A 13,002-nucleotide genomic window follows, 5' to 3' on the forward strand; every position below is an offset into this window, starting at 1 on the left:
ATGGCCCCTTCGGATCGAGTCCGAACGGACGGACTGATCAGGACCATACCTTCGCACTCCAAACCCGTCGCCGGTTGACCGGCGACGGGTTTCTTGTACGAGGATACCTAAGGATCACTTCGCATTTATCGTAGCGTCGATCCAATCCCTGAACGAAGAGACTCTCGCATAGATGCCGGGAAACACCGGGTGGCCGCATTGATAGCCCCAACTGACGACGCCGAGTTCAACATAGCCTTCTCCACTGGGGGCTGCAGCGAAGAGCGGGCCTCCACTGTCGCCATAGCAGGAATCACGGCCGGTGCCGGGCACACCGGCGCAGAGTTCGGTGTCGCTAACGGCAAAATTCGGATTTTCGAGCAGCGCATAGTTCGCCCTGCACTTGTCGTGATCGATAATATTGATCTCAACCTGGCGCAATTCATTAGGGACCTTGACGTTCTCCGCAGATAACACTTCTCGGAGGTTTTCGGGATTGGCTTGATTGTAGAGCGCCAGGATCGTTGGATCGAGCTTATTGTCGAAAGTAGCGCCCCAACCAGTCACCATTACTTTGGAACCGGTCTTGTCCAACAGTGCGTCTGTCGCCGCGTCAGCGATCCCAATGGTTTCAATATCGTTCACAGGTTCGGCGAGGCGGATCAGCGCGACATCGTTCTTGGTCGGATTGCGAGTGTAGTCCGGATGCACAATCAGCTCCACCGCCGCTACTTTATTCAACTTGGCCAGTTCGGAGCCTCCGTAGCCGATAGCCAGTGTCCGCTTGCCCTTGACACAGTGCGCCGCCGTCAGCACCCAATCAGCAGCGACTAGGGCACCTCCGCAATAGCCGCTTCCGTCATTGACGTTACTCAGGATGCGCACCTGCCAAGGCCAGTCGCCAACCTTTGCGGTCTCGCCACCCTTGATAAAGTCGTCGCTGTATTTCGGGGTGTCTTCCTGGCAAAGCGCCTGACCAGGCGATGCCAGCGTTAGGATGCAGAGGGCAACCCAGCGCGTGACGCGTGAATTTTCCATGGCCGTCTAACCTCATTCCACGGGAACCAGCACGCGACGCGCGGAGCTCCAGCGCAGGCGCGCGTTTGGTGCATCCATTCACATTACCAGCTTTGGCTAAAATGCGATAACTTTGCGAGCATGGTGGGCACCGCTGAAGAAAAACTCGACGTACTGGAGAAGGGCATCTCCGACAACGTTGAACCACGCAGCCTTTCCAGGCTGCTGGACGATATCGAACTGGGCTTGGCTCCTGACCCGTCGCAGGTCATTCGTTACCTGCTTGTCCAGGCCGCAGTCCACAATCGTCTCGGCTCCGGCGAAACTGCCCTCGTATCGTTGATCGAGGCCAGGCAGCTCGCCACAGATGATCGACTCGCCCCCTTCAGACCAGCAATCTCGCGCCTCTTCGCTACAGTTTATTCTTGGCGCGGACGAGGCGAAATGGCGGCCTTCGAGCTGCTGCGCGCAATGGCCGAGGCGTACGGCGACAGCGGAGAGACCGCGAAGACTTTTGCCGAAGGTGGCCGGCTGAACAAGGAACTCGGGCGTTTTGACGCCGCAGTGCTGCAGTTCGATGCCGCCCTGGAGTCGGATCAGCTTACCGAGACGGAACGCGCTCGCGCCATGCTCGGAAAAATGCAGATGCTGGGGGCTCTTTCGCGACATGCAGAATGTCTCGCACTCGGCGCCGAGGCAGCGCAAGCGATCGCCATACAGAACGCTCGTCTGCGCCTCCTACATGGGCTGGAAGTCAGCCGTTCGGCCGCTGCCTTGGGACAGTTCGACCGTGCCCGCGTAGTGCTCGAAGAGTCGAAACGCTTCCTGCCGGAGGAGACGTCAAGCTGGTCCTGGATCGACTGGACTGAGGCGGGCATCGACATCGAGACCCGCTCGCAGACGGCGGCCGACGAGGAGAAGTTGCGATCGATCATAGAACGCTTCAATGAGGATGGCCTCCCGAACCGTGAGGCTTCAGCCCGTCTGTTGTTAGCCGAGGCAGCGCGCCGCAACGGAAATCTTGAAACGGCCATGGAAGAGGCGAGCATAGCCCTCAGGATCGCAGCTGCGCAGCGCAACGGATCGCTGACCGAGCGGGCTCGCGGCGCGATGCTGTCCTGTGACAGAGCGCGAAACTCCTCCCAAGAAGCGCTCGGGTCGCCTATCCTGCCCGAGCGCTATCTCCTGTGCGAAGTGCTCGGTCGTGGTGGCTACGGTGTGGTGCGCCGAGCCTATGATCTGGAAACCGGGGCGGAACGAGCCATTAAAATGGTCGACTTCTCATCGATCAGTGACGTCGAGAAACGGCAAATGATGGTGCGCGATGCTCAGGCCGAAGTCGAAGCAGCACGCCGTGTCCGCCATCCCGGATTAGTCGTGATTCACAACGCCTTTATCGAGGACTCGGTCGTGGTCATCGTGCAGGATTTGGTCAAGGGCACGAATCTGAGCCTATTAAAGGGCGAGAACCTTAGCCGTCTCACCGTACTAAACCTGTTCACGCGCATCGCTCACGCGCTCGCGGCGTTGCATGCGGCGGGTATCGTCCATCGCGACCTGAAGCCAGAAAACATAGTCGTCAATGAACGGGGCCATCCGGTTGTCATCGATTTCGGCTTGGCCGCATATGAACAAGATAGCAGTGCAGAAGGAGGGGCAAGGGGTACGCATACATATACGGCGCCAGAAGTCGTTGGCGGGCACGCCGGCGCTGCCGATCCGAAGCAAGATACCTATTCTTTCGGAGTCATGCTTGCCGAATTCCTGATTGCCCGCCCGGTAGGCATTTTTAGCTGGTTGCACCCGGACCCAATCGCACGCCTGGCTCGCCGGATGACGGCCACCGTTCCGGCCCGCCGCCCCTATTCGATGCATGCCGTCGCCGCGATACTCGATCGCGAACTTCGCGCCGCGTCCGCGTGATCCGCCTTGTAGAGCGTGAGCCAGTAGTCTCGGTTCTGTGCAGTATTGGAAAAGACGATCACCTTCGCCTCTTCAGTTTTATCGGCGGTAAACACAAAACCCGGCCAACGTCCGGTTTTGTCGCAATCGGGGTGACCCGGTCGCCGCAGAATCACCTGCATTGGCTCAACACCGTTGATATAAGCAAGCATCGCATAGCTCTGGCCCTCCTTGAGGTCGATCAAGGTCTGGTCGGCTGGGAGATCGGCCGAAAGCGCCTTCGAGAATTTGGCGTCGATCGAAAGCAGGCTGTTCAGTTTGCCGGAGGCCTCGGCTAGGAACTGGGTGGCTACATAGCTCTCATGATCGGCGAATTTTTTGGCCTCTTCATCCCAGAATTTTCTTTCTGTCGTCATATCGAAAGTACGCCCAGGCAGCATGTCCCGAACGAGATCGGCACGCTGCGCATAGTTGACCAGCGCTGCGCTGGGGTGATTCTTATCAACGCTGTCGGTGCTAGCGCCGGCAATGATGCTCCCTGAACTCACCACCGCCACCACCTTACCGTTGCGATCCACGACCGGGCCGCCAGAGGCGCCGCCAGTGATGGCGATCGAGTTGTGGATGAGTTGGGCGTGCGCGACATCCCCGTCGGACGCAAACATGAAAAAATTGGTGAGCGAACTGATTGTGCCGAAATGCAGCTCCGGCGTCGGCTCGCGCTGAGCCGTCTCGTTGCCGGCGATGTCACGCAGCAAGTAGCCAGCAAACGCCACCTCGTCGCCCTCCTTGAGTGCTGTCAGCGTTGCGGACTCGGCGATCTCAAGAACGGTGCCCGGGTCGACGGGAACGTCGAGCCGGAGCAGTGCGACGTCATACGCGCCCGGCCGCGTCGCCGCTTGGAATTCGCCGTCCAAACCGACGTTGCCGAGCGCGCCAAGATGTTTGGGGAAGACAGCATAGGCTGGATGGGCCTGCCAACTATTTGCGCAATAGGTCCTCGGCATATCGCCGGGGCTGCGCACGCACAGCCTTTCGCCGTCTTTCAGTGTATCCATCAGGCGGCCGACATGCGCGTTGGTCACCATCGTCGCCGGCTCTACTGGCCACGCTGTCGCAAAACCTTCCTCCGCTCTGCCATCGCAGACTCCGGCCGCATTCACCCTGCATTTGATGACTATATAGGCCGCGTTCTTCAGCTTCTTGATCGTCGCCGCGGGAAACTGTCCGCTGACCTCGCGAGACGCGTGTTCACGTTCAGCCAGCTTGTCCCGCATCTCCGTTAGGAGACCGATCTGCTCACGATAGTGCATGTACTGTAAGCCATATGCCCCTGTCATCACGAGCAACAGCGCCGCGAACCCAGCGATCACCCACCGCACGTGCTTGCGAGAAACCTCGCGCCACCCACTGACGATCTCCTGGGTGCGCGTGCGAAGTGTATCGGGCGCACAGCCGGCTGGCTGCGTGATGATGTCGAAGCGTAGTCTTGGCCCGTCCCGACGCCCGAGCGTGATTGTGTCCCCAGAACTGATCGATGTCGCTGTTTCGACCGGCCTGCCGTTGATCTCGACATATTTTTGGCCCTGCCGCACTGCAATCCAGTCGCCGCCGGCCTGCCGCTCAAGAACCAGATGCGTTCTAGATACCCGCCGATCGTCAAGCGGCCACACGAAATCAGCCCATCCCACGTCCCGACCAATCTTGAGGGCATCAATGCCCGCTGGATAAATGCCCGTAGCGCCGCCTGCATCAAGCACCGTCAGGCGGAGGCCAACTTCCCGAACCCCTGCCCAGCGGGAATGCGGCCGCTCATTGGCCGAAGCGTGTGGCGACCTCATTTGAAAATGGCTCCAATCTGACCGATCTGAACATGCAGGTATCGACAAATCTGCCTGTTTGACGGCCGAGTCGCCGTCACGATTCCCGAACCTTGTAGATCTGCCTGGCGCCGCGCAGCACCCGTTCCTGCCCGTTTTCGTTCGGTTCGACCGAAACATTGACGACCGAATAGCGGCTTGGATCCCCACCCCTCGCCACTTCGCGCATCACGAATGCACTGGTGGCAAAGACGTTGCCTATGGCGACGGCGGTTAGGTCGGCGGCGGCGTCAAGCTTCAGTATGTCGTCGAGGCTCGGCGCTCCATCCCTGCCGCGGATTGGACCAAAATCGCATATGATTCGCGCTGAACAGTCTGACGCGGCGGCCAACGCTGCCAGGTGCGAGGCGATGAAATGCGCCTCTTCAAATCCAGACGGCATGTAATGTCCGGCGATCCGGCGATCTTTTAGCGTCCGGATGCCAAAGCCCGTTTCGTCAAGCAGCCTTCGAATCGCGGCGTTGTCCTGTTGGGAGCGCGCGAAGGCGAAAACCATCGGTGCAAAAGGGTCAGCGCCGCGCGGATCCGTGGGCGTGTCTTTGCGGCGCAACCGGGCAGCAATGACATCCGCGCTAAAGCCTCGCGCCACGAACTCGGCCAGCGCGTTCTTGGCCCCAGCTTTGCTCACGGCGGCTTGCGGATGAATAACAGCGAGCATACGCGGTCGGGTCATCAAAGCGGCCGCCGCGAAAATTGTTTCGCCGGCTAGATGTCTGTTGGTGCTGAGATAATGGTAATTGATCTCAGCTTTCCGAATCTCATAGCGCCACAGTTCCGTTACCGTAGCGGCCTGATCTAGGCACGCAAAATATCGCGCCACCCAGTCCGTCTCAATGTAAGAGCCGTTGCCGATTGCCACCGACAGGTCACAGAAGCGGGCGACAGTGAAGGGCAATGTCACATTGAGTGGAATGCCGGCTTCTAGTACCAATTCGGCAAAGATGATATCTGCCCCGCACGCAAGCGACATATACACGGCCGGAATCTTGCGGCCCTCCAGCCATCCGCTCATTTCGATTGCCAGCAGACGCTCCGCTTCTGTCAACTCTTCCGGCGTGCCATCACTTGACTTCATGACATGGCCGCTAAACAAGACTGGATCCCCGATATCGAGGGTGGCGAGTTCGGCTGAACTGTCTGGCCCACCAGCAGCGGAAATCAGGGCGAGTTGGTGACGCGTTGAGGTCGTTTTGGCAAGATTAGCGTCAACGGCGGCGGCAGCGGCGTTGAAATGGTCGATCGCCGACTGTCGATCGCCGAGCACCAGACTTGCTTCGCCCAGGGACGCTAACGCCCAGTATTTTCCCGGCTCACGTACGGCAAGCCGGCTCGCAGCGAGCGCTAAGGCTCGCCCCTCATCCTCCTGGCCGCCGAGCATGGACAAAGTCGCAGCATTGACGGCGCAATAGTGATTGGGGCTGGCCTCGTGGACCTCACGGTAAAGGCGCGCCGCCGCCAATGCCTGATGACGCAGTTGCGGCGATCCGGGCTGGTGAGCAACTATCATTTCCTTACTCAACCGAGCATGCAACCCGCCGATATCAATAGCAAGTATGGGCAGCCGTGCCGCGAGGAGGGTTTCCAACGCCTGTTCGGCGACCTCGTCGTAACCCGGGAAGTCGCCACTTCGCAGCGAGAGTGATTGCTTCCAAGCGGTCCGCAACCGGTTTTTCAGATCACCCATGGAGCTCGTCCACGCAAACATCGGCGCAGCAAGGATATCGTTTGCCTGTTTGTTTGCGCCGAGCCTCACACTTATTAGCGCAAGCTGGTAAGCGATTACCGGATTATCCGAAAAGACGCTGAGAACGTCCGCGGCGGTCTGACTTGCTTTGGCCAGCAGGCCCCGAGCGGTCTGGTCCTCAATATACTCTATCACCGCAAGCAGGTTCTGGGCGACATTGGGAGGGCTGAGACCTGCGATCCGCTCAACGCGCGCAACATCTGGCAGCGTAATTGGCACGGTCTCCAGCAGTCCGCGAGCCGACCAGTCAGAGAAACGCAGTGAGAGCAGCCGACGCGAAATGCCAAGACTGTCAGCAAGATCCTGCTGCGTCAGCCGATGGTCAAATATGCCCTTATTGCCGGCGATATGTCCAAAATCATCGAGCTGGGACAGAAGGCCGGCAGCGAAGCGCACCTCAGGATGCATGGCTTTGCGCTCTACGTGAACGGATGCGATTTCGGTCAGCCGTTGGGCGGCGTGCCGTATGATCCGACGACGGAAATCGCTTTCCGTTTGGGCGATCCCAGCAAGCACTCCCGCCGGAATGGTAAGCACGGCAGCATTGCGCAGGATCCGAGCCGAGCAGATGCGTGGCGGCGGCCTTTCCGAAAGCCCTCCGAGCAGGAATTCCACGTCTCCCGCGATCTCGCCTTCGGTCAAGCGAAAGCCCACTGGCGATTGCGGGGTGATCGGCGCACCGAAGCCGACCTGCAAGACCGGACCTTCGCGGCTAGAGATTGTCGGCACAATCAGGAAAAGACCTGACGCCAAGTCGCCATACCGGAACAGATGGCCATCCGCAGCTGGCTCAATCCGTTGGAACTCCGCCGCATCAGCGATTGCCTGCCACTGAGACCGCGCAAGCATCCGAAACACCGGCGAGCCGGCGATGATCGACAATTTGTCCACTGCCGCGTTTCCCGCTTGCCGGCAGCCTAGCGCATCAGGCTTTAACTGCAATGGGACATACCATGGCGTCCACCGATCAACGATGATCAGCAACATGGGCACAAACAGGTGAGGTCGGACCTGCTCCAATCTCACGCCAAGGTCGGCGACGCTTTGCCATTTCGTGGAGTGATTGGTTCCGCTTCACGGCGAATTCCATGGCTCCTGGTCCCTGAAGCCAAGGGGTTGTTACCACCCCGCAAGTCAGACGTTGAATCTTGAGAATGGGTATTTATTGGTGCGCGATTAACGAGCCTTTCTGAGGGGTGCCAAATCGCGGAAAGCTTCCTCGGACCATTGATGTGATTCATCAAGCCAAAGGCCAAGAATGTTCGTGTACGAATCCTACTGACTGGCGAGTGTTTTTCGGTTTTACTTACGGGAGGGGTTTCCAGCCTGGATTCCAGATCGTGAGCTTTTCATGGCACGGATATTTCTGAGCCATTCGAGTATTGACTGCGCGAAGGCGATCGCGCTGGGGCGCTGGCTGGAGCAGGAAGGCTGGAACGACTATTTCCTGGACCTTCATCCCGAGCGCGGCATTGTCGCGGGTGAACGCTGGGAACAGGCGCTCAGTGAGGCGGCGCACCGTTGCCAGGCGGTGCTGTTCCTGGTGAGTCCGGCTTGGCTCGGATCGCGGTGGTGCCATGAGGAGCTTCAACTCGCTCACCGGCTGAACAAGCATATCTTTGGCGTCCTCATCGAGGAGGTCGAGTTGCAGGAGGTACCACCGAAGCTGAAGGACCACTGGCAACTGGTTGATCTGGCACGTGGCCGCGATCACACACCCCCCTCCGCGGTGGAATTGCCGGACGGAAGCGAACGGCATGTGACCTTCTCCCGCTCGGGCCTCGGGCGGCTGAAGGCGGGGCTTCTCAAGGCGGAGATCGACGCGCGCTTCTTTGCCTGGCCGCCTGCGGGTGATCCGGATCGTCCGCCGTACCGGGGCATGCGGCCTCTGGAGGCAGAAGACGCAGGCATCTTCTTCGGCCGTGATGCTCCCATCATCGAGGTCCTCGACCACCTGAGAGAGCTCAGGGAAGCGGCCCCGCCGCGGTTCCTGGCGATCCTCGGCGCTTCGGGAGCGGGTAAGTCATCGTTCCTGCGAGCCGGCCTGCTGCCGCGCCTGTTGCGTGATGACCGCATCTTCCTGCCCCTTCCCATCGTGCGGCCGGAACGGGCCGTGCTGCATGGTGAGTCGGGTCTCGTCGCCAGCATCGGGGCCGCGTTAAAGCGCAGTGGGCTGAAGCGCACGCGCGCGCAGGTGGAGGAGGCAATTGCCGGTGGGGCTGTGGACGTGCTTGCGCTGCTCAGCGGACTTGCGGAACAGGCGCGAGCACAGAAGCTGCATCAGGAAGACGAACAGCCGCCCTCGCCAGTTCTGGTGCTGCCGATCGACCAAGGCGAGGAATTGTTCCAGGCCGAGGGCCGAGAGGAGGCGCAGGTGTTCCTGTCGCTGCTCGGGGAACTTCTGGCTGCTGGCGACCCGAAGCTAATCCTGTTGATCACCATCCGCTCCGATTCCTACGAGCTTCTGCAGTCGGCCACGGAGCTTGAAGGTATCCGCCAGACTACTTTCAGCCTGCCGCCGCTGCCGCGGGGCTCTTATCAAACAGTGATAGAAGGGCCGGCAACCCGGCTGAAGGATTCCGAGCGGGCGCTGAAGATCGAGCCCGCGCTGACGGCCCAGTTGCTCCGGGATGTGGAGGAGGGCAGCAGCCGCGATGCCCTGCCGCTTTTGGCCTTCACACTGGAGCGACTCTACGACAAGCACGGTGGCGACGGCGACCTGACGCTCGCGGAATACCGGAAGATGGGCGGGATAGCCGGCTCGATCGAGGCAGCCATGGAACGGATCCTTCAGCGCGCCGATGCCGACCCGGCAGTGCCTAGGGACCCCGAGGCGAGACTGGCGCTGCTGCGCCGGGCAATGATCCCGTGGCTGGCCGGCATCGATCCGGAAACGGGATCGCCGCGCCGGCAAGTCGCGCGGATGTCGGAGATCCCGGCCGAGGCGCGGCCGCTGGTAAGACACCTTATCGCCGAGCGGCTGCTGTCGAGCGAACAGATGTTTGTCTCGAGGGACCCCGTGCAGGATGGACCCAATGACGCTGGGACACAGGGCCGCGGCGATTCACAAAGCCGCAGCACCATGAATGATCCTATCCCGACTTCAGCGTCGACCGCCCCGCATGCGCCTCTCGTCAAGGTTGGCGAGGTGACCGTGGAGCCCGCGCACGAGGCCCTGCTCAGACAGTGGGGCTTGCTGCGCGGATGGCTGGAACAGGACTTTGCGGCGCTGATGACACTCGAAGGGGTCAGACGGGCAGCCCGCGACTGGGAAGCCAACGCCCGAGACGCCGCCTGGCTTTCGCACCAGGCTGGACGCCTTGAGGATGCCGAGCGCCTGAAAGACCGCTCCGATCTAGCCGCAAGGCTCGACGCCACCGACCGAGACTATCTCCAGGCGGCCCGCGCCGCTGAGAACACCCGACGCGACCGCGAACTCGAAGAAGCACGAAAGCTCGTGGCAGCAGCTGAGGCTGCGAGAGCGAACGAAACCGTTAGCCTTGCAGCCCTGTCACGGGTCGCGCTGTCGGAGGGTCAGCCAGTCCATGCCATCAAGCTGGCTCTCGCGGCCTGGCCCCGTATTGGCGATGAGAGACGGCCTGCCCTGCAAAGAACAGTCGATAGCCTGGTCGAGGCGTTTCCAAATCTCCTTGGAGGATTAACTGTCAGCGGGCATACACAAGGGATGAGATCGGCGGCGTTCTCACCCGATGGCACGCGAATCGTCACTGCGTCGGGTGACACCACCGCGCGCATTTGGGACACGGCGATCGGCACCCAGTTGCTGGCATTAGAGGGTCACACAGACCGTGTGACTTCGGCTGCATTCTCACCCGACAGCAGGCATATCGTCACAGCCTCAGTCGACAAAACTGCGCGCGTCTGGGATGCGGCGAGCGGCGCGCATGTGCTGACGTTAGACCACCAACACTATGTAAGATCTTCTGCATTCTCGCCCGACGGCAGGCGGATCGTAACTCTGTCGGGTGGAACCGTACAAGTGTGGGACACAGCAACCGGCGCGGAAGTTCTAGAGCTGTATGACCGTCATCTCTATTTCACTTCGGCTGCCTTGTCGCCAGACGGCAGGCACATCATCACCGTATCATCGACCCTGGACGCACTCCGCACCACCTCCGGCATCTGGGACGTGGCGAGTGGCGCGCAAGTGTTGGCGCTAAATGGCCATGAAGGCACAGTCAACTCTGCCGCCTACTCGCCTGACGGCGCCAGCGTCATCACTGCGTCGGACGACAGCACCGCACGCGTCTGGGATGCAGCAACCGGCGCGCAGGTGCTTGTGCTAAATGGCCATGAAGGCGGTGTCACATCCGCCACGTTCTTGCCCGACGGCAAGCGCATCGTCACCGCGTCGAATGACAGGACCGCGCGCGTCTGGGACGCAGCGACCGGCGAGCAGGTGCTGGCACTGAGCAGCCACGAATACCATATCAATTCGGCCGTATTTTCGCCCGACGGAACGCGCATCGTTACTTCGTCATCCGACAACGTCGCACGCATCCGTGACGTATCGATGGGAGCGCAAGTGCTGGAGTTGGGGGACCTTAAAGGCGTCGTCACCTCGGCCACCTTTTCGCCCGACGGCACGAGCTTCTTAACTGTCTCCTCGAACACCGTATGCGTCTGGAACGCGGTGACCGGTGTGCACGTGCTGCAACTGCTGTGCCGTGAGTACAGAGTCCACTCGGCCAACTTCTCTCCCGACGGCACGCGCATCGTTACTGCCTCATTTGACGGGACCGCGCGCGTCTGCGATAGCGAGAGTGGTGTGCAACTGCTGGACCTTAAAGGCCATAAAGGCGGTGTCCGGTCGGCTGCGTTTTCCCCGGACGGCACGCGGATCGTTACTGCTTCGATGGACGGTACCGCTCGCGTCTGGCATGGCGGGACCGGCGAGCAGGTGCTGGAACTGAAAGGGCCTCAGGACGATTTCTATTCGTACTCGCCCGACATCTATTCGGCTGCGTTCTCGCCCGACGGGACGCGTATTATCACTGCTTCATCCGAAAAGACCATCCGCATCTGGGACGCGTTGACAGGCGCGCAGGTGCTGGTCCTGAAAGGTCATGAAACCCGTGTCAATTCTGCCGCGTTTTCGCCTGATAGCACGCGCATTGTTACCACCTCATACGACGAGACCGCATGCGTCTGGGACGCGTTGACAGGCGCGCAGGTGCTGGTTCTAAGAGGTCATGAAAACAGCATCGCGTCTGTCGCATTTTCGCCCGACGGTATGCGCATCGCCACAGCATCGTTCGACGAGACTGCGCGCGTCTGGGACGCGTTGACAGGCGCGCAGATGCTGGTCCTGAAAGGCCATGAACAAGCTGTTTTGTCAGCCTCGTTCTCGCCTGACAGCAGGCGAATTGTCACCGAGTCCAGGGAGACTGCTTTTGTCTGGGATGCATCGAGTGGCGCCGAACTGCAGGCATTAAAGGCCTTCCATTCGGCCTCGTTTTCGCCTGACGGTACGCGCATCGTAGCGGTGACGGGCGACGGTATCTTTGGCGGTATCTTAAGCGTCCGGGACGCAGCAACCGGCGCTGAAGTGCTAGCGGTACAGAAATGCGGCCATGAAGGCGAGGTCACTTCGGCCGCGTTTTCGCCAGATGGCACGCGGGTCGTCACCGGATCGGAGGACACGACAGCCCGCGTTTGGCATGCGGCAACTGGCGCGCAACTGTTAGTATTAAGTGGACATGAACACTTTGTCACTTCGGTCGCGTTCTCCACCGATGGCGCGCGGCTCGTGACGACATCGTTCGCAACGTCGCGCGTATGGGATGCAGCGACCGCCACGCTGCTGCTGACAATGGAGGGCCATGAAGACACCGTCACTTCGGCTGCGTTTTCGCCAGATTGCACGCGCGTCGTGACCACTTCATCCGACCGGTCGGCGCGCGTCTGGGACGCGAAGGGTGGCGAGCAGTTGCTCGTGCTAAACGGCCACGAAGATCGTGTCAATTCGGCCGCATTTTCGCCGAGCGGCGCCTGCATTGTCAGCGCGTCACGGGACAAAAGCTCCCGCGTTTGGGATGTGGCTACCGGCGCGCAACTGCTGTCGCTGAAGGGCCACGGAGACGGTGTCAATTCGGCCGCATTCTCGCCCGACGGAACGCGGATCGTCACCGCATCGGAGGACAGGACTGCCCGCGTCTGGGATGCGGCAACTGGGGCGCAGTTGCTTTCGCTGGGCGTCCACAAAGAAGGCGTCAATTCGGCCGCGTTTTCGCGTGACGGCATGCGCATCATCACTGCGTCGGGTAATTTCGCACGAATCTGGGACATTACAGCGCTAGAAAAGGGTGATGCGTTCCAGATCGCATGCCAGCGTCTCGGCAAGAATACGGATCTCTCGGACATCGAGGCGCGGTACGGGCTATCGAAACTGACACCGATCTGTGGCGACAACGCGCCGCTGCCGTTCGATCCGGCAACGGTGCGATAGAACATGGCACG

5 protein-coding genes are annotated in these 13,002 nt (G+C 60.5%); 2 read left to right on the top strand and 3 right to left on the bottom strand.

Annotated features, from left to right (window positions below):
• Positions 1-114: 114 nt before the first annotated feature.
• Positions 115-1,017, bottom strand: a complete 903-nt coding sequence (locus NKI20_RS00320; RefSeq protein ID WP_352827304.1) for a S1 family peptidase — start codon at positions 1,015-1,017, stop codon at positions 115-117.
• A 120-nt stretch (positions 1,018-1,137) separates the two neighbouring features.
• Here NKI20_RS00320 and NKI20_RS00325 point away from each other — a divergent pair, with 120 nt between their 5' ends.
• The gene (locus tag NKI20_RS00325) at positions 1,138-2,919 is read left to right on the top strand and encodes a serine/threonine-protein kinase (protein ID WP_352827305.1); all 1,782 of its coding nucleotides are present in this window, start codon (positions 1,138-1,140) and stop codon (positions 2,917-2,919) included.
• On the opposite strand, the gene NKI20_RS00330 is transcribed toward NKI20_RS00325, so the two are convergent.
• On the bottom strand, positions 2,859-4,739 hold the full coding sequence (locus NKI20_RS00330; RefSeq protein WP_352827308.1) for a trypsin-like peptidase domain-containing protein: 1,881 nt from the start codon (positions 4,737-4,739) through the stop codon (positions 2,859-2,861). The two genes, NKI20_RS00325 and NKI20_RS00330, sit on opposite strands and share 61 nt — an antisense overlap.
• Before the next feature lie 76 nt (positions 4,740-4,815).
• Positions 4,816-7,509, bottom strand: coding sequence for a helix-turn-helix domain-containing protein (locus NKI20_RS00335; RefSeq protein ID WP_352827310.1), 2,694 nt, complete (start codon positions 7,507-7,509; stop codon positions 4,816-4,818).
• 364 nt (positions 7,510-7,873) lie between these two features.
• Here NKI20_RS00335 and NKI20_RS00340 point away from each other — a divergent pair, with 364 nt between their 5' ends.
• A complete protein-coding gene (locus NKI20_RS00340; RefSeq protein ID WP_352827312.1) occupies positions 7,874-12,991 on the top strand; it encodes an nSTAND1 domain-containing NTPase in 5,118 nt (1,705 codons plus the stop codon).
• The last annotated feature ends 11 nt before the right edge of the window (positions 12,992-13,002 follow it).

It is taken from the genome of Mesorhizobium sp. M0830, assembly GCF_040319965.1.
Taxonomy (GTDB): Bacteria; Pseudomonadota; Alphaproteobacteria; order Rhizobiales; family Rhizobiaceae; genus Mesorhizobium.